Origin of the sequence: Nocardioides sp. CPCC 206347, assembly GCF_048654605.1 — a bacterium.
GTDB lineage: Bacteria > Actinomycetota > Actinomycetes > Propionibacteriales > Nocardioidaceae > Nocardioides.
The window spans coordinates 494,821-511,165 of the sequence record NZ_JBMCYZ010000002.1 but is presented as its reverse complement, the minus strand read 5'-3'; the positions used below and the strand labels follow the sequence as shown (position 1 = coordinate 511,165).

General features: G+C 69.6%; 18 protein-coding genes and 1 tRNA gene. 4 read left to right on the top strand and 15 right to left on the bottom strand.

Features of this window, described 5'->3' with window-relative positions; all coding sequences use genetic code 11:
* Window positions 1-36: 36 nt before the first annotated feature.
* The 10 genes from ACOACQ_RS08820 to ACOACQ_RS08775 all read right to left on the bottom strand — a co-directional run bounded on the left by ACOACQ_RS08820 (window position 37) and on the right by ACOACQ_RS08775 (window position 9,666).
* Complete coding sequence (locus ACOACQ_RS08820) at window positions 37-1,917, bottom strand: endonuclease/exonuclease/phosphatase family protein (protein WP_420288083.1); 1,881 nt, start codon at window positions 1,915-1,917, stop codon at window positions 37-39.
* Between the two features lie 157 nt (window positions 1,918-2,074).
* Entirely contained in the window at window positions 2,075-3,052 is a 978-nt protein-coding gene (locus ACOACQ_RS08815; RefSeq protein WP_420288082.1) for a helix-turn-helix transcriptional regulator, read from the bottom strand.
* Window positions 3,049-3,990 (bottom strand): WYL domain-containing protein, encoded by a 942-nt coding sequence (locus tag ACOACQ_RS08810; RefSeq protein WP_420288081.1) that lies wholly within the window; start codon window positions 3,988-3,990, stop codon window positions 3,049-3,051. The genes ACOACQ_RS08815 and ACOACQ_RS08810 overlap by 4 nt, the downstream gene beginning before the upstream one ends.
* An 86-nt stretch (window positions 3,991-4,076) precedes the next feature.
* Window positions 4,077-6,494 carry a penicillin acylase family protein gene (locus ACOACQ_RS08805; RefSeq protein WP_420288080.1) on the bottom strand — a complete coding sequence of 806 codons (2,418 nt, stop codon included), beginning with the start codon at window positions 6,492-6,494 and terminating at the stop codon, window positions 4,077-4,079.
* Between the two features lie 121 nt (window positions 6,495-6,615).
* Window positions 6,616-6,915 carry a GroES family chaperonin gene (locus tag ACOACQ_RS08800; protein WP_182380553.1) on the bottom strand — a complete coding sequence of 100 codons (300 nt, stop codon included), beginning with the start codon at window positions 6,913-6,915 and terminating at the stop codon, window positions 6,616-6,618.
* A 38-nt stretch (window positions 6,916-6,953) separates the two neighbouring features.
* On the bottom strand, window positions 6,954-7,202 hold the full coding sequence (locus tag ACOACQ_RS08795) for a DUF3618 domain-containing protein (RefSeq protein WP_378596621.1): 249 nt from the start codon (window positions 7,200-7,202) through the stop codon (window positions 6,954-6,956).
* Window positions 7,199-7,969, bottom strand: a complete 771-nt coding sequence (locus ACOACQ_RS08790) for an energy-coupling factor ABC transporter ATP-binding protein (protein ID WP_420288079.1) — start codon at window positions 7,967-7,969, stop codon at window positions 7,199-7,201. The genes ACOACQ_RS08795 and ACOACQ_RS08790 overlap by 4 nt, the downstream gene beginning before the upstream one ends.
* A complete protein-coding gene (gene cbiQ / locus ACOACQ_RS08785) occupies window positions 7,966-8,661 on the bottom strand; it encodes a cobalt ECF transporter T component CbiQ (protein ID WP_378596623.1) in 696 nt (231 codons plus the stop codon). The genes ACOACQ_RS08790 and cbiQ overlap by 4 nt, the downstream gene beginning before the upstream one ends.
* 4 nt (window positions 8,662-8,665) lie before the next feature.
* Window positions 8,666-8,980 carry a PDGLE domain-containing protein gene (locus ACOACQ_RS08780; RefSeq protein ID WP_420288078.1) on the bottom strand — a complete coding sequence of 105 codons (315 nt, stop codon included), beginning with the start codon at window positions 8,978-8,980 and terminating at the stop codon, window positions 8,666-8,668.
* Window positions 8,977-9,666, bottom strand: a complete 690-nt coding sequence (locus ACOACQ_RS08775; RefSeq protein WP_378596625.1) for an energy-coupling factor ABC transporter permease — start codon at window positions 9,664-9,666, stop codon at window positions 8,977-8,979. Before ACOACQ_RS08775 ends, ACOACQ_RS08780 begins: the two co-directional genes overlap by 4 nt.
* 117 nt (window positions 9,667-9,783) lie before the next feature.
* Here ACOACQ_RS08775 and bcp point away from each other — a divergent pair, with 117 nt between their 5' ends.
* The 4 genes from bcp (at window position 9,784) to ACOACQ_RS08755 (ending at window position 12,262) form a co-directional block, all read left to right on the top strand.
* A complete protein-coding gene (gene bcp, locus ACOACQ_RS08770) occupies window positions 9,784-10,287 on the top strand; it encodes a thioredoxin-dependent thiol peroxidase (protein ID WP_378596626.1) in 504 nt (167 codons plus the stop codon).
* Window positions 10,287-11,567, top strand: a complete 1,281-nt coding sequence (locus tag ACOACQ_RS08765; RefSeq protein ID WP_420288077.1) for a hypothetical protein — start codon at window positions 10,287-10,289, stop codon at window positions 11,565-11,567. The genes bcp and ACOACQ_RS08765 overlap by 1 nt, the downstream gene beginning before the upstream one ends.
* 87 nt (window positions 11,568-11,654) lie before the next feature.
* On the top strand, window positions 11,655-12,164 hold the full coding sequence (locus tag ACOACQ_RS08760) for an HNH endonuclease signature motif containing protein (RefSeq protein ID WP_378596628.1): 510 nt from the start codon (window positions 11,655-11,657) through the stop codon (window positions 12,162-12,164).
* Window positions 12,165-12,180: 16 nt separating this feature from the next.
* Window positions 12,181-12,262: transfer RNA gene (locus tag ACOACQ_RS08755), tRNA-Leu, on the top strand.
* Window positions 12,263-12,276: 14 nt separating this feature from the next.
* Here the strand turns inward: ACOACQ_RS08755 and rdgB are convergent.
* The 5 genes from rdgB to ACOACQ_RS08730 form a co-directional block, all read right to left on the bottom strand.
* Window positions 12,277-12,885, bottom strand: a complete 609-nt coding sequence (rdgB, locus tag ACOACQ_RS08750; protein ID WP_378596629.1) for an RdgB/HAM1 family non-canonical purine NTP pyrophosphatase — start codon at window positions 12,883-12,885, stop codon at window positions 12,277-12,279.
* Between the two features lie 2 nt (window positions 12,886-12,887).
* Window positions 12,888-13,595 carry a ribonuclease PH gene (gene rph, locus ACOACQ_RS08745; RefSeq protein WP_378596630.1) on the bottom strand — a complete coding sequence of 236 codons (708 nt, stop codon included), beginning with the start codon at window positions 13,593-13,595 and terminating at the stop codon, window positions 12,888-12,890.
* A 30-nt stretch (window positions 13,596-13,625) separates the two neighbouring features.
* The gene (locus ACOACQ_RS08740; RefSeq protein WP_378596631.1) at window positions 13,626-14,384 is read right to left on the bottom strand and encodes an SGNH/GDSL hydrolase family protein; all 759 of its coding nucleotides are present in this window, start codon (window positions 14,382-14,384) and stop codon (window positions 13,626-13,628) included.
* A gap of 119 nt (window positions 14,385-14,503) precedes the next feature.
* Complete coding sequence (locus ACOACQ_RS08735; RefSeq protein ID WP_378596632.1) at window positions 14,504-15,325, bottom strand: hypothetical protein; 822 nt, start codon at window positions 15,323-15,325, stop codon at window positions 14,504-14,506.
* The gene (locus ACOACQ_RS08730) at window positions 15,322-16,266 is read right to left on the bottom strand and encodes an ABC transporter ATP-binding protein (protein ID WP_378596633.1); all 945 of its coding nucleotides are present in this window, start codon (window positions 16,264-16,266) and stop codon (window positions 15,322-15,324) included. The genes ACOACQ_RS08735 and ACOACQ_RS08730 overlap by 4 nt, the downstream gene beginning before the upstream one ends.
* Window positions 16,267-16,345: the final 79 nt, after the last annotated feature.

Sequence of the window (16,345 nt, the reverse complement as noted above, 5' to 3'; positions counted from 1 at the left end):
AGGCTCACACCCGGCACGGTACCCGGGACGACGCGGTCAGCCCCGCGGGAAGACGGTGAAGTTCTGGGCGCGGTTGAGGAGGCCCCGGGGCAGCTGCCCGATGCCCAGCACCGCGAGCGCAAGGTTCGCGATCGCGCCGGTGAAGATCGGCTGCGGACCCGTGTAGGAACCCCGGGCGACCCCGGGGTTGGTCAGCAACGGGTTCATGGCATAGAGGTCGCCGCCCGCCTCCACGCCGTTACCCCAGACGAGGACCGGGACCTGGTAGCGCAGGAGCGACGCCTCGTTGCCCGAACCGGCGCCGGAGCCGGAGGTCACGACGATGAGCGTGCTCCTGACCAGCGCAGCGTTGCCCTTGACCGTGTTGATGATCCGCCCGACGTAGGTGTCGGCGATCTTCACCGCTCGCTGGTACTGCGCGCTGGAGTAGCCGTACCTGGCGCCGATCCGACCGAGATCGGCGAGCTGCACGTAGGAGAACGCCGCCGGACGGACGTTGAGGTCGGTACGGACCTGCGACACCAGCGCACCGTCGCCGGTCGTCCGGACGGTGCGGGTGATCTTGTCGCGCCCGTTGTCCTGCCCGAAGTTGTCACCGCCACCGTTGGTCGCGTTCCAGGAGCGGTCGAGCGCCGTCGCAGCAGGGTCCGACGAGTAGAGCGCCGTGCTGCGGCCGCGGTTGTGGACCATGTCGAAGACGCTCGACATGTACTGCCCCGTGACAGCGTGCGGCGTCGTGCCCGGATCAGTGGCGGTCGACATCCCGTGTCCGCCCGCCGGGACGTAGATCGGCCGCGCCGTGAGGAGGCTGAAGGCGTTCGGCAACGGCGTCACACGTTCGATGGCGGTTCGAGCGTTCAGGGTGCTGGCGCCCTTGGCCCGGATGCTGCGCAGGTTCGGCACCAGCGGCGCCGCCGCGTCGGCTCCGATCAAGCCGGAGCGCAGGCCCTCGATCGAGATCACCACCACGCGCTTGATGCCACGCGAACGCGCCCACCGCGGCGGGATGTCGACGTTGGCGATGATGATGGGGTGGTCGGTGGTCGCCTTCACCAGCGAGTCCCGGAGCGCCTGGTAGCCCCAGAACGTCACGTCGGGAGTCGCCGTGACCCAGTCGATCTGGGAGCGGGGCGGCGCCGTGCAGGTCGACCCGGAGATGTAGCCGCCGGGCTGGGCCGACTCGAGCTCGGTGCCCTTCATGACCGGGCAGATGAAGTCGGAGCGTTCGTTCATGTCGCCGGTGAGGAAGACCGGGATCGTCGGGTTGGCGGCGCGCAGCTTGTTGACCAGCGCGATCTCGGCCCGGGTCGCGGCATTGCGGTAGGCCTCGGCGTTGCCGAAGGTGTCGGCCGGGTTGTGGACGTTGATGAACCACGCGCGCTCACCGCTCGACCGGTGCTGGAGCAGCACGTACGGCATCTGGATGAGCTTGCCGTAGAAGTACGGCACGCCGAAGGTGTGCTTCTCGACGGCGATGAAGGTGTTGTTGCGCCAGCTGATCGAGTTGTGGCCCGCCGAGTCCGTCATGGTGTTGAGCGGATAGGTGAGCCAGGTGGGCGACGCGATCTTCTCCCACAGGTCCTGCTGGGAGCCGTGCATCTCCTGGAAGCCGACGACGTCGATGCCGTTGTTCGTCAGGACCTGCAGTGCGCGCTGGAGCCGGACCGGGGACTTGGCATATCCCTTGCGCGGGTTCGCGCCGTCAGTGTGACCTGCACCGAGGATGTTGAATGACGCGACCTGGAAACGAGCCGAGGTGGTGGCGGCAGGCAGGGCGGCAGAACTCTCCGGTGCGCCGACCACTTCGGCGTCGCGATCGGGCGTCGAGGACTGCACGGCCGTGAGAGCCGCAGCTCCCAGGGCAGTGGTCACCGCCACGGCAACAAGTCCGAGGGCGGCCCGGCGGCGCAGTTCCATGACGCTTCCTTTTCTCCGCGCACCCGAGGACGATTGATGGTGCGGGTGAGGATGACGTGGTCTGTGTGACAGTTGATGCTACGTCAGACCCGTCGATGCGTCAGCCCCATCGGCCACAGGGGTACCAGACCTGAGTCCTCGGGGTGCCGTCGGTCGTCTACGACGAGTGGTGGAACAGCAGTTCCTCAGCCAGTACGACGCCCGCGCTCTCGAGCTCGCGAGGACTCATCACGAACGCGTCCGGCCCGGCAGCCAGGAGGAGCATGCCGACGCGGCGGTCGAGCGGCGGGAGCAGCTCGAGGTCGACGACGACGGACTCCTCGTCGTCCGACACGTTGGTGACCTTCTCCGCGTAGAAGTCCGCCGCCCAGCGCGCGCTCTGCGGGAGCACCATCTGGACCGTCGTGGTCGCGCGCTTCTCCTCGAGGCGGGCGCCGAGGTCCTCGGGCAGCTCGAAGCCACGCTCCAGCGGCTCGACGGAGCGGATGTTGGAGATCAGGAAGGTCCGCAGCTGACCGTTCTCGTCGGCCGGACCGGCGTCGACCTCCCAGCCGCGTCGGGTCTGCACCAGCCGGTAGGGCTCGATCTCGCGGTCGGTGACCCCGTGGTCCCAGGCGCGGGAGTAGACGATGCGCACGGCCTTCTGGGCGCGCTGCGCCTTCTGCAGGGCCGGCAGGAGACGGTTCCACGCCCGCACGTCCGGCACGCCCGAGGCCTCGCCGAACATCGTCTCGGCGAGCACGTCGATCGCCTCGCCGAGCTCGGTGTTGTCGGGCTCGATGTCGAGCAGGGCCAGGGCGGCGGTGTAGACGAGACCGAGCTCGCCGGCGTCGACGTACTCCACACCGAGGTCGGCAGGACCCTCGGCGACCATCCGCACGATGCCCGCGGTGCCGGGGTCCTCGGAGCTGCCGTCGGGACCGATGAACTCGAGCACGTCCGGGCGCGACAAGAGCCACTCGCCCCCGAGGTCCGCGGTGTAGAACGCCAGCAGGTCCTCACGGAGCTCAGCCACCGGGACACCGAAGTCGGCGGCCAGGGTCTCGAGCGCGATGCCCTCGGGGTGACGCGTGAGCCGCTCGAACACCTCCGGCAGGCGGGCGATGCGGGTGACGTACTTCGGTGCGGTGCTCATGCCGATACCGCCTCTCCGCGAGCCGCGGCCAGCGCGGCGACCACCTCGGCGCGCACCTCGTCCGGACCGACCACACGGACGCGCTCACCGAGCTCGAACAACCGCGTGCGGAGCGCGGCCCGGTGGGTCACGCGGTAGACCATGCGGACCGTCTCGTCACCCGGTTCGACCGACAGCGGTTCCCCCAGCCAGCGACGGACGTCGGGTTCGTAGTGGGCGGGCGTCTCCAGGACCACGTCGACGGGCGGGTCCAGCTCCCACGACATCGGGTGCAGTCCGGGATGCCGCACCGTCGGCACCGCTTGCGCCGTTCCCGGAGCATCCGCAGCAGGGTCGACCATCCGCGAGACGACGAAGACCTTCAGGACGGGATCGCCGAGGTCACCCTCCTCGACACCGCGGACGTACCAGGTGCTGCCCTGGTTGCGGACGGACTCGGGGTGCACGACGCGGGGCGTGCCCTTGTAGCCGAAGCGCAGCACCTGGTGGTCGCGCACCGCGTCGACGACGAGGCTGAGCGCGTCGGGAGCAGCGGCCGTGAGTGCGGCCGGTGCGCCCTTGACGTCGGAGGACAGCGACTCGTCCGGAAGGCCCAGCCGCTTGACCAGGTCCACCCGGTCCGCGAGGAGCACCGCACGGCGCAGCGCCGCCTGCTGCCCCGGGGTGAGCCGCACCCGGAGCCGGTTGTCGACCGTGGTCAGCCGGTAGACGGCCGTCGCGCCGGCCGGCGCGATGTTCTCGATCTGCCAGCCCTGCCGCTCCAGGTGGCGGATCTCCCGCTTGAGCTGCGTGCCGGCGTCGGCTCCACCGTCGAACCCGGCGACCCTGCTCAACGTGTCGCCCGGCACCCCCTGTTCGGGGTGCGCCTGGAGCATCGCCGCAATCCTGACGAGCCGCTCCATCGGCGCCCGCTGGTCTCGTCCCGGACCCTTGACCACGTCGTTCCTCCCGAAAGCTCGCTCTTCGTCGAAGCTGCCGCGCCGTCCGGTTCCCCGGCAGGCGCGGCGACCGCCATGGACGGAGCCTATTCCGACAGGTTGATCGTCCCCACGAGGTCGGCGTCGATCTGCGCCGGCGTCCACGCGAACCGGACCCACTTCTCCTGGGAGTAGAGCAGCGTCTGGTCGGCCGACCACGGCGACGCCGGGTCCTCGTCCTGGCTGTAGGTCAGGATCGTGCGCGCGTCGACCGAGCCGTCGGCCAGGTAGGCGACGGCCTGGATGTGCGAGGACCCGTAGCTGACCGGCTTGTAGCGGTCGGTGTTCGCCGCCGGGTTCCGCGACGCCACGGCGTTCGCGTTGCCGGCGAGGTCGCCGTTGCCGCCGCCGAGCGGATAGGCGGGCGCGCCGCGGTCCCCGGCCACCTGGAGCGAGCCCCACGTCGCGTCGAAGGACACCCCGGCGGCGCGCACCGCATCGATCGCGGCCTGCATCGCCTTCACGACCTCCGGGCCGGTGCGCAGCCCCCGCGGGGTGTTCAGCGGATCCTTCGCATCGAACGGCACCGACCACAGGGTCGTGCCCGTCGGGGCGCGTTCCACGAACGCTTCGAAGAGGTGCGTGCCGACCGAACCGATGTCGGAGCGGCCGTCCCACGCGTGCAGCACGGCACACGCCTGCGTCTCTCCAGTCCCGGCGCAGACGTCGTCGAGCTTGCCGCCTTCACGCATCACCTCGGCGGCACGCACCCGGTTCTCGTACTCGTGGCCCCGCAGGGTCTCGGGCGTCTCCTTGCCCACCGCGAGCCGGTCGATGACGTACTGCGACACCATTCGTGTCCGCATCGTCCGCTCACACTTCTCGCACCCGATGATCGAGGCGTAGCCCTCGAGCCGCACCTTGTCGTTGGGCGTCCAGTACGAGTCGTTCGCGTTCATCACCCAGTCCCGTCGTACGACGGCGGGCAGCTTCGCGGGCCCGAGGATCCCGGGACGCTGGGCGTCGGTGTCCGTGCCCCACTTGCAGGCGCCGTCGGCGAGCAGTCCGTTCAGGCCGGGAAGTCCCGCGACGGTCCTGAGCAGCAGGCCGACCGGTGTCATGCAGGTCGTGGCCATGGCGTTCGTGACGTGCGGGACCACGCTGTGGTCGGCGTAGAGGACCTCTCCCCCGCGATCAGCGGCCGTGGTGTTGACCCACGGGATGCCGCCGCCGGCGTCCTGGCGCGCGAGCAGGTCGCGGCTGCTGGTGGCCTCGCCCATCGAGAGGAACGAGTCGATGGTCCGCAGGTGCTCGGCGTTGGCGTCGCGGATGGCCCAGAAGCTGAGCGGTGACCAGCCCATGAACTGCGACGGGCTGTCGATGACGTAGCCCTGGGGCACCCGCCACAGGTCCTCGCGGACCGTGGTCACCGAGCCGTTGGGCTGGCGGACCTCGACGTCGACGTACCGGCGCTCGGCCTTCTTCAACAGGCCCTGCGCGCTGAGGTAGAGCGGGCCGGGGCCGACCGTGAAGAACTCGTAGGGCGTGAACCGGAAGGCCGTCGAGACGGTGTGGCTCCAGGCGACGTCCTTGTTCCAGCCGATGTTGATCACGGGCGAGCCGATCAACGAGCCACCCGCGACGTCGTACTGCCCCGGGATGGTCAGGTGCTGCTGGGTGAACTTGTAGCGCCCGACCCACGGGAAGTGCGGGTTGCCGAGCAGCATGCCGCGCCCCGTCGAGCTCGCGTCCCCGCCGATCGCGGTCGCGTTGGAGCCGAAGTCGCTGTCCTGGCCGAGGGATTCGAGCAGTGCCTGCTTGTCGACCTTCGCGGCGTAGGCGGCGACCTCGTCCTTGGTCGTCGGCAGCGGCAGGTCGATGCCGAGGTCCGGCAGGCCGGGTTCCTGCAGGGTCGGCGGGTCCGCCTCGACGATCTCCTTGAGGAACACCCCGGACGACGCGATCAGGTTCGCCATGTAGACGCCGTACCAGAGGTCGATCTCGGTGGCGTTCGGCTGGATCCAGGCCGCGTCCCTGCAGGCAGGATCGGTGATCTCGTTGTCGCGCAACCAGCGGTTGATGCCCGCCGTGTAGCCGGTCACCATCGCCCGGGCCCGCGCACTCGGGCCCGCCGGCGAGGCCAGCAGCGTCTCCACGACCTTGCGGTTGTGCAGGTCGGTGACGAACGCGTCGACCTGCAGGTTCGAGGCGTCGAGCGAGACGCCGTCGAGGTACCGGGCGCTGCCGCCGAGGTACTTCGACCGCTGGCCCCGGCCGGTCAGCACGGTGTCCGCCAGGTTGCAGATCGAGGACCGTGCCGTGGCGTACCCGCTCCCGTATCCCAGCGACCCCCAGTCGCTCGCTGAGATGTGCGGGATCCCGTGCTCGGTGATCTTCACCGTCGCGTCGTACGACGGCGCAGCCACCACGTCCGGTGCGGCTCGACCGGCATCAGCGGTACCGGCCGCCAGGGCAGGTACGACGAGGCAGGCGGCAAGGACGCTGAACAACCGGGGGGAACGCACGTAGGAGTAACGGGTTCCCGGAGGAGTGAGTTACGTCACAAACAGGCCGGCAGCGCGGCGAGAGGCGCCGATGGGCAGCTTGCTGCCCCGGATCTGCGCCGAAGACGCGCTCGGCCCAGTTCTAGAGGTAAAGGCCCGCGGCTTCGTCCCCGAGGCGCTCGGCAGCGACGGCGTGGATGTCGCGCTCGCGCATGACGACGTAGACGTCGCCGGAGACCTCGACCTCGGCCTTGTCCTCCGGGTCGTACAGGACCTTGTCGCCGGACACGACGGTGCGGCAGTGCGGGCCGACGGCGACGACGCGTGACCAGGCCAGTCGACGGGCACCCATCGCAGCGGTGGCCGGGATGACGATCCCCCCGGAGGACCGGCGTTCGCCCGCCTCGGTGTCGAGCTCGCACAGGATGCGGTCGTGCAGCATCTTGATGGGCGTCTTGTCGGACACGAGGACGGCAGGTCCTAGCGGGTGATCTTGCGCAGGACGGCGAAGACGGCGATCACGCCGACCACGCCACCCACGGTCTTCAAGATGTTGTCCGTCCGCGGTTCACCCGTCTGCACGTCGACGAAGAAGGCCTTCGCCTGGGCGACCTCGCGACTCACGATGGTCTTCGGGTGCGTGCGGTGGAGGAGCAGGTCGATCGTGCCCGCGAGGCGCTCGCGCGCCTCTTCGATTTCACGCTCGATGTCAGAAGGCTGGTTGCTCACCCGGGCAGGCTATCAATCGAGATCGTCCGTGGGTCGAAGCCCCAAGGGAGTTCCAACCGGTGGGCACCCATGAGGGCGTCGTCGGTCAGCACGTCGTACGTCGTCCCGTCGGCCACGACCTTGCCGGCACTGAGCACGACGGCTCGGGGACACAGCTCGAGCGCGTACGGCAGGTCGTGGGTGACCATCAGCAGCGTCACGTCCAGGCCGCGCAGGATGTCGGCCAGCTCGCGCCGCGACGCAGGGTCCAGGTTCGAGCTCGGCTCGTCGAGCACCAGGATCTCCGGCTCCATGGCCAGCACGGTGGCGACCGCGACCCGGCGGCGCTGCCCGAAGGACAGGTGGTGCGGTGGCCGGTCGGCGTACGGCGCCATCCCGACCTGCTCCAGTGCATCCATCACCCGCTTGTCGAGCGCCGCTCCCTTGAGGCCCAGGTTGGCGGGTCCGAACGCGACGTCGGCGCGCACCGAGCCCATGAACAGCTGGTCGTCGGGATCCTGGAACACGATGCCGACGCGGCGGCGGATCTCGAGCAGGTTCTTCTTCGTGACGGGGAGCCCGCTGACCGCGACACTGCCTTCGCCGTGTCCGCTCTCGCCGGACAGGATCCCGTTCAGGTGCAGGACGAGCGTCGTCTTGCCCGCGCCGTTCGGCCCGAGCAACGCCACCCGCTCGCCCTGGTGGACGTGGAGGTCGACGCCGAAGAGGGCCTGGTGGCCGTCGGGGTAGGCGAAGGCGAGGCCGCGGACGTCCAGCACGGGCGTCATCGGGCGCTGCCTTCAGGGAGGCGGCCGTCATACCCGCGGGACAGCATGGCGAGGTGCACGCGCTCGCCGCGCTCGTAGGAACGCACGAAGAGTGCGCCCAGGGTGCGGGCGAGCGCCGGCCAGTGGCGCGGGGACCGGGGGTCGACGCCGCGGGACTTCATGGCAGTGATCATCCGCCCGAGGTCGCCGGCCACCACATCGAGGTAGCGCACCATGAACGCCATGATCTGGACCAGGAGGTCGGGCATCCGCAGTCGCTGCAACCCGCGCAGCACCTCGGTCGGCTCCGTCGTGGCGGCCAGGGTCAGCGAGGCGAGGACGCCGAGGGTGCCCTTGACCGCCAGTCCCCAGGCGGCCACCAGCCCGGACTCCGACAGCGACAGGTCCAGCCCACCGAGCAGGGGTACGACGACCCGCGGGCCCTCTGCGACGAACGGGATGAGCGCGGCGAAGACGAGGAACGGCACCTCGAGCACCATCCGTGGCAGCAGGTAGCGGAACGGGACGTGGGAGACGACGATCACCGCGACCAGCAGCGCGAGGTAGCCGCCGAACACGGGGTACCACTCGCGCGGCGTGGCGACCACGGTGAGCACGAAGCCCAGCAGCAGGAGGATCTTGAGGTGCGCGGGCGCGCGGTGGACCACGGAGTGCCCGTGGAAGTGGAGTCGGTGACCGTGCCCTGCGCCCATCGGGTCAGCCCACGTCGGAGGTAGCCGGCGCCTCACGGCGCCGCAGGACACGGAACAGGCCGCCACCGATGACCAGCGTGAGCAGGACCCCGGCGACGCCGGCGATGCCGCCGCTGAGGCGGGAGTCGTCGACCCCCTTGGTGCCGTAGTCGGCGAACGGGCTGCCGGTGTCCACCGGCTCGTCGGCCGAGTCGAGGAACCCGGTCTTGCCGGCGACGTACTCGAGCCCGTCGGGGTGGCTGCTGGCGTAGTAGCTGCCGACACCGGCGATCAGCAGCGCGACCAGGAGTCCTGCGAGCAGGAAGGAACGGGTCTTCATGCCGTCACCTCCTCGGCGAGGAGCGGGCGTCGTGTGGCCGCGAGGCCACGGGCGCCGTGGACGAGGTCGGGCCGGGATGTGATCACGGCACTCACCACGAGGCCGGTCACGATCGCCTCACCGATGCCGATCACCACGTGCCAGCCGACCATCGCGGCCAACACCTTGCCGGTCGCTACATCGGCGGTGCCGCCGACCGCGAAGAGCAACGTGAAGACCGCCGCAGCGGTGGGAACGGACACGAAGGCGCCGATGCCGGCGGCGACGGGCACCGACCCGACCTTCTTGGGGAGCACGGCGAGCACGAGGCGGAAGACGCCGTACCCGACGAACGCGCCGACCAGGGCCATCAGGGTGATGTTGGTGCCGAGCGCCGTCAGTCCCCCGTCGGCCATGAAGAGGGCCTGGACGAGGAGGACGACGCTGATGCAGAGCGCACCGGTCCACGGCCCGACGAGCACGGCGGCGAGCGCGCCCCCGAGCAGGTGGCCACTGGTGCCGGCACCGACGGGGAAGTTGATCATCTGGCCGGCGAAGACGAAGGCGGCGACCAGGCCGGCCATTGGCGCCGTGCGGTCATCGAGCTCGGCACGGGCCTTGCGCAGGGCCACACCCACGCCGGCCGCAGCGACGACGCCCGTGGCGACCGAGGTCGGTGCGTCGAAGAAGCCGTCGGGTACATGCATGCCGGTGCTCCTGTGTTCGGGTCGATGGTCGCGGGGTAGTTAGATGGTGACGAGCAGATCCCACCTTATTGCATGCTGTTTGCAACAACACCTGACCATCAGGAGAGTATCCACGCCATGAGCGACCAGGCCCGTCTCGCCGTCGGCGACATCGCCCCCGACTTCACCCTCGCCTCGGACTCCGGGGACGACGTGTCGCTCGCCGCGCTCGTGGCCGAGGGCCGCAAGGTGATCGTCTACTTCTACCCGGCTGCGATGACGCCCGGGTGCACGAAGCAGGCCTGCGACTTCACCGACTCCCTCGACGCCCTGCAGGCAGCGGGCTTCACGGTCGTCGGCGTCTCGAAGGACGCCCCCGCGAAGCTCGCGAAGTTCCGTGAGCGTGACGGCCACACCATCACCCTGGCCTCCGACACCGATCTCGCGGTGCACCAGGCCTACGGCGCCTATGGCGAGAAGAAGCTGTACGGCAAGATTGTGCAGGGCGTCATCCGGTCCACCTTCGTCGTCGGCGCCGACGGTCGGATCGAGATCGCCCAGTACAACGTCAAAGCGACCGGGCACGTGGCCAAGCTCCGCCGGGACCTGGGCTTGCCCGCACCGACCACAGAGGACAACTGATGAAGCTGCACGAGTCGCTCGCCGACCTCGCCCGCGACCACGGCCACGACCTGTTCCGTGACGCAGCGGCGTTCCGCGGCTCGCTGGACGACTACCTCGACGAGGGCCAGGCCTCCAGCGGCACGATCAACCTGTTGACCGACGCGGTGCGCCTCGGCGCCCTCGACGGCATGCTGACGATGCTCGACAGCGGCGCGAACCCCGCCGACGCCGTGGAGTCCGCGGGCCAGCGCCTGGCCCGCGACCGCGGCAGCGCCGACGTGCGCGGCTGCCAGTGGGCCGTCGCCGTCCTCGGCTTCGCCCTGGGCAAGGTCCCCGAGGGCCTGGTCACCGGCCTGGACCCGGAGGCCGGCACCACCGCTCCCCCGAACCACGGCCCCGGCGGTACGGCGCCCACCCCGCCGATGCAGTCGCCCATCCAGTCGCCCATGCAGCCGCCCCTGCAGTCGCCGGTGGCACCTTCCCAGCAGCCGATCATGTCGCCGCCCCACCAGCCCGTGAGCACGCCGACCCACGCCGTCTACCAGCAGTCGGGTGGCGCGGGCTACAGCACCCCGACGCCGCCGTACCCCGGTGGAGGCTGGTCGCAGCCCACGCCACCCAGGAAGAAGAGCAACGCCGGCCTGATCATCGCCGCCATCGCCGTGGCCCTGATCGTGATCGTCGGCGGCATCGTCGGCCTGGTCCTCGCCAGCGGTGGCGACGACGACAAGAAGGCGGGCGGCGACAGCTCGCAGAGCGGCAGCGACAACAGCGCCAGCGAGGGCAGCTCGGACTCGGCCAGCAGCGGGAGCGACGACGTCCCCGACATCGGCGGGCCGCGCATCGAGGGCCTCGGCTACACGGTCCAGGCCCCGAGTGGCTGGACCGACGGCACCGACGAGTTCAAGGCGAACAACCCCGGTCTCACCACGCTCGACAAGGTCCTGCTGTGGGGCAGCACGTTCAACACCGCACGCGGCAACGTGATCGTCGAGACCCAGTCGTCGTACGGCTCCACGGACCCGAACGACCTCAAGGAGGCGTGGAAGGGCGCGCTCATCTCGAGCGACGCTTCCGCGGACATCAACGACATCTCGAACATGGCCATCGACGGCCAGACCGCCCTGGGCGTGGAGATCCTGCGCACCAACGAGAACGACGTGACCGTCCGCCAGCGCGCCTACCTCGTCATCAGTGGCGACAAGGGCTACTCGATCACCGTCTCGCTCAAGGACGGCGACGACGACGTGTTCGACAAGTTCGAGGAGATCCTCAGCACCTGGCGCTGGACGTCCTGAGCAAGAACTCCTGAAGCACCGCAGCAGCGAGCGTGGGCCCCGGCCCACGCTCGCTGTTCTGTCTGAGGTGCGACCTAGCGTCGTCACATGGCGTTGGCACGCAAGTACACGAAGGAACTTCTCGAGCCGCTCGTGGCCGACTCGACCTCTGTTTCCGGGGTCCTGCGATTGCTCGGACTCCGACAAAACGGTGGAACCCACACTCATATCAGCCGGGTCATCAAGAAGTTCGGAATCGACACCTCTCACTTCCGTCCGTACGTGCCCAAACGCGTCCCCAACAAACGACGGCCGGAACAGATCCTTCGTCGTCTTCCGCCGATCAGCAATCGAGAGAAGCCGACGGTCCTGCGGCGAGCTCTACTCGAGAGCGGGCGCCCACATCGCTGCGAAGCATGCGGGAATGAAGGACTCTGGCTCGATCTCCCGCTCACGCTCGAGATCGATCACATCGACGGTGATTTTCTGAACAACGAATCCGACAACCTGCGGTTTCTTTGCCCGAACTGCCACCGCCAGACAGCGAACTTCGCGGGTCGCAGCCGTGGCCGTTTCACCACCAACCGCGGTGACGTCGCCACCACCACGCCAGCCTAGACTCGTGCCGCTCCAGGCCGGAGTGGTGGAATTGGCAGACACGCGGCACTTAGGATGCCGTGCCCCAGGGCGTGCGGGTTCGAGCCCCGCCTTCGGCACACTCAGTTCGTCGTCAGGCCAGCAGGCCGGCGACCAACGGCGCGATCTCGCGCAACGCCTTGCCCCGGTGGGACACGGCGTCCTTGTCCTCGCGGGACAGCTCGGCCGTGGTGACGTCGGGGAAGTCGTCGGCCACGAACAGCACGTCGTAGCCGAACCCGCCACTCCCCCGGACCTCGCGGATCACCCGTCCGTCCATCCGGCCCTCGACGACGAGCTCGCGCCCGTCGGGGTGGACCAGAGCGACGGCACAGGCGAAGTGCGCCGTACGACGGTCGTCGGGCACGTCGCTCAGCTGGGCCAGCAGCAGCTCGTTGTTGCGCTCGTCCGACTTGGGCGGGCCGCTCCAGCGGGCCGACAGGACGCCGGGCATGCCGTTGAGTGCGTCGACGCAGAGACCGGAGTCGTCGGCGATCGTCGGCAGGCCGGTGGCTGCGACGCCCGCCCGGGCCTTGAGCAGCGCATTGCCCTCGAAGGTGGGTTCGTCCTCAACGGGCTCGTCGAACGTGGCGACGTCATCGAGGCCGACGACCTCCACGCCGCCCGCGAGGTGCTCAGCCAGGATCCGCCGCATCTCCTCGACCTTCTTGAGGTTGCGGGAGGCGACCAGGACAGTCGGCACCGCTACTCCGCGAGCGCAGCGAGCTGGAGGCGCGTCAGGTCGACACAGCCCTTCTCGCCGAGGCTGAGCAGCGCGTCGAGCTCGGCGCGGTCGAAGGCTGCGCCCTCGGCGGTGCCCTGCACCTCGACGAACTTGCCGGCGCCGGTCATCACGATGTTCATGTCGGTCTCGGCGCGGACGTCCTCGACGTACGGCAGGTCCAGGCGCGGGACGCCGTCGATGATGCCGACGCTGATCGCGGCGACGGAGTCGGTCAGGGCGCCGGACACACCGAGCTTCGCGCAGGCGTCCGCCAGCGCGATGTAGGCGCCGGTGATGGCGGCGGTACGGGTGCCACCGTCGGCCTGGAGCACGTCGCAGTCGATCTGGATCGTGTTCTCGCCCAGCGCCTTGTCGTCGATGACGGCGCGCAGCGAGCGGCCGATCAGACGGCTGATCTCGTGGGTGCGCCCACCGATCCGGCCCTTGACCGACTCGCGGTCCGAGCGGGTGTTGGTGGAGGCGGGGAGCATCGCGTACTCGGCCGTCACCCAGCCCAGGCCGGAGCCCTTGCGCCAGCGGGGCACGCCCGGTGAGGCGGACGCCGCACACAGCACGCGGGTCTTGCCGAACTCGATCAGGACCGACCCGGCGGGGTGGTCGAGCCAGTTGCGGGTGATCTTGACGGGGCGGAGCTCGTCGTCGGCGCGGCCATCCTCACGGGTACTCATGGCGCCAACTTATCGCCCGGTCATCGACTGCTACCGGCCCGCCCCGATCGCCCGACGCACCGCCCACGGCCCGAGGTCGCGCGCACGGCGCCCGACCCACGGCGCACCCTCGGTCACCATCCACGCGACGTCACGCCGCCAGCTCGGCGGGCATCCGCCCGACGGCTCCAGGTCGGGCAGCGGCAGCTCGAAGCCGGCCGCCCGGAGCCGCTCGGCCCACGCCCGCGCCAGCGCCCGGTGGCCGACCTCGGAGGGGTGGAAGCGGTCGATGGACCAGCACTCCCGCTGCAGCACCTCCGGCAGCAACGCCAGGTCCAGGCGGATGCCGCCGTGGGTCGCGTGGACCTCGTCGTACACCTCGTTGAGGACCTCGATGCGTTCTTTGATGGGCCGGACCACCACCCGCGGCAGGCCGAGCACGGCGCCGTGGTCGTGCCAGCGGGCCGTCATCAGCGTCGCGCCGCCGTCGACGAGCGCGCCGGAGACCTCCAGCAGGTCCGACCGCAGCCGGTCCGCATTCCACGACGAGCGGAGGGTGTCGTTGACGCCGACCAGGAGGGACGCGAGGTCCGGTCGGTGCGCGAGGGCCTGTTCGAGCTGTTGCTCCCGCACGATCGCTGCGGTGGCCCCGGAGATGGCGAGGTTGCAGAAGGAGACGTCGTACGACGCCTTGAGTGACTCGGTCAGCAGCCGGGCCCAGCCCCGCCACTCCCCGCCCGGAACGGGGTCACCGAGTCCGACGGTCGTGCTGTCGCCGAGAGCGGCGAAACGCAGGTATCCGTTGCCCACGCGACCAAGGTCGCGGCACGGGGAAAGCAAACGGTCACCGGGCGGTGTCGTGTCCGACAACGCCCGGTGACCGTTTCAGTTCGATCTCGTGCCGACCCGGGAACGGCAGGAGACCACGTCTACTTCACTTCAGCCCGCAGGATGCGCCACAGGCCGAGGCTCACGGGGATACCTACCCACAAGATCAAGGTCCATGCACCCTGGACGTAATTGATCAGCTCGACGTCCACCGGCTCCCCCGCGAAGTTGGCCCCGCTGGTCAAGGGAGAGAGCGCCGTGTTGATGTCGATCCAGGGCAGGACGTCCTTGGCCCAGTCGAAGATGAAGTACAGCGGACCCCACACGACGAGCGGCAGGACCAGCGCAACGACATAGAACAGGGCGATCGCCCCGGGGGTGTTCAACAACAGGCAGGCCAGGGCGTAGCCCATCGCGAAGAAGGCCATCTGGGTGACCACGGTCCAGGCGAGCTGCGAGGCGTCGAGATCCCACACCAGCGGATTGCCCGTCACGGCACCACACAACAGGTTCGTCAGTGCACCGAGCACGAACGCAAGTGCGATGGTGCCGACCGCCAGGGCGCTCACCGCCACCAGCTTGGCGCCCATCACCCGCAGGCGGTGGGGCTCGAGGGTGAAGGTCGTGAGGTTGTTGCGCTGGCTCCACTCGCTGGTGACGACCAGGATGCCGAACACGGGGATGAGGATCGAGACGGGGAAGGTGAAGATCTGGACGAGGTCACGGGCGCTGACCTGCCCGTTGTTCAGGCCGACAACCAGGACGACCAGCGCCATCACCAGCGCCAACAGGCCGCCGGTGATCGCCATCAACCAGATGCCGCTCTTGGTGTCGACCATCTTGCGCCATTCGACCGTGACGATCCGGCCGAAGGGAACCGGGCCGCTCTTGGACAGGTCGAGCGTCAGGGGTGCGGTGCTCATGCCGGGATACCTCCGGGGATCGGGGCGGGCGGCGCCATGCCGGGCACGGCCTCACGGGCCGTTGCCGAGGTCAGTTCGAGGAACAGGTCCTCCAGGCCGGCACCGCCGGCACGGAGGTCGGTCAGGACCACACCGCTGGCCAGCGCGATGCGACCGACCTGCTCGGGGGTGGCCAGCACCTTCAGGCCGGTTCCTGCCGGCTCGACGCCGTGGCCGGCCGCCGTCAGGGCATTGCCGAGCGTGAGGTTGTCGAGCGAGGTCACCATCGCGACCGCCGTCGAGTTCGCGCCGGCGAGCAGGGTGGCCTTGTCGCCGCGCGCGACGATCTTGCCGTGACCGATGAGGATCATCTCGTCGGCGATCTGCTCGACCTCGTGCAGCAGGTGGCTGGACAGCAGCACGGTGCCGCCGCGGTCGGCGTACCCCTTGAGCAGGCCACGCATCCAGCGGATGCCGGCCGGGTCCAGGCCGTTGGCCGGCTCGTCGAGGATCAGCACCGACGGGTCGCCGAGCAACGCGTGTGCCAAGCCGAGACGCTGGCGCATGCCGAGGGAGTAGTTGCGAAGGCGCCGCGCGGACTCCGAGTCGGTCAGGCCGACCAGCTCGATCATCTCGTCGACCCGCTTCTTCGGCAGGCCCATCGTCTGGGCGCCGATGGTGAGGATCTCGCGTCCCGTGCGGCCGGCGTGCTGCGCCGAGGCGTCGAGCAGGGAGCCGACGTGCACACCGGGGTTGGGGATGTCGTGATAGCGGAGGCCACCGATGGTGACCTGTCCGCTGGTGGCCGGGGTGAGCCCGACCATCACGCGCATCGTGGTGGACTTCCCCGCACCATTGGGCCCGAGGAAGCCGGTGACCCGGCCGGGCTGGGCGGTGAAGCTGATGTCGTCGACGGCAGTGAACTTGCCGTAGGAAACGGTGAGTCGATCAACAGTGATCATGGGCCCCAGCCTGCCCCATCCGCGTCGGCGTACGCATCGGACCCGCGGCCCGGATCGCCCTGACCAAAGTAGGGGGCGC

What these genes read in the sequence shown, in the direction of transcription:
- ACOACQ_RS08790 (WP_420288079.1), bottom strand. Translation starts at nt 7,969, where the DNA reads ATGACGCCCGTGCTGGACGTCCGCGGCCTCGCCTTCGCCTACCCCGAC.
- rph (WP_378596630.1), bottom strand. Translation starts at nt 13,595, where the DNA reads ATGAGTACCCGTGAGGATGGCCGCGCCGACGACGAGCTCCGCCCCGTC.
- ACOACQ_RS08780 (WP_420288078.1), bottom strand. Translation starts at nt 8,980, where the DNA reads ATGAAGACCCGTTCCTTCCTGCTCGCAGGACTCCTGGTCGCGCTGCTG.
- bcp (WP_378596626.1), top strand. Translation starts at nt 9,784, where the DNA reads ATGAGCGACCAGGCCCGTCTCGCCGTCGGCGACATCGCCCCCGACTTC.
- ACOACQ_RS08730 (WP_378596633.1), bottom strand. Translation starts at nt 16,266, where the DNA reads ATGATCACTGTTGATCGACTCACCGTTTCCTACGGCAAGTTCACTGCC.
- ACOACQ_RS08760 (WP_378596628.1), top strand. Translation starts at nt 11,655, where the DNA reads ATGGCGTTGGCACGCAAGTACACGAAGGAACTTCTCGAGCCGCTCGTG.
- ACOACQ_RS08800 (WP_182380553.1), bottom strand. Translation starts at nt 6,915, where the DNA reads ATGCTGCACGACCGCATCCTGTGCGAGCTCGACACCGAGGCGGGCGAA.
- ACOACQ_RS08820 (WP_420288083.1), bottom strand. Translation starts at nt 1,917, where the DNA reads ATGGAACTGCGCCGCCGGGCCGCCCTCGGACTTGTTGCCGTGGCGGTG.
- ACOACQ_RS08735 (WP_378596632.1), bottom strand. Translation starts at nt 15,325, where the DNA reads ATGAGCACCGCACCCCTGACGCTCGACCTGTCCAAGAGCGGCCCGGTT.
- cbiQ (WP_378596623.1), bottom strand. Translation starts at nt 8,661, where the DNA reads ATGGGCGCAGGGCACGGTCACCGACTCCACTTCCACGGGCACTCCGTG.
- ACOACQ_RS08765 (WP_420288077.1), top strand. Translation starts at nt 10,287, where the DNA reads ATGAAGCTGCACGAGTCGCTCGCCGACCTCGCCCGCGACCACGGCCAC.
- ACOACQ_RS08815 (WP_420288082.1), bottom strand. Translation starts at nt 3,052, where the DNA reads ATGAGCACCGCACCGAAGTACGTCACCCGCATCGCCCGCCTGCCGGAG.
- ACOACQ_RS08775 (WP_378596625.1), bottom strand. Translation starts at nt 9,666, where the DNA reads ATGCATGTACCCGACGGCTTCTTCGACGCACCGACCTCGGTCGCCACG.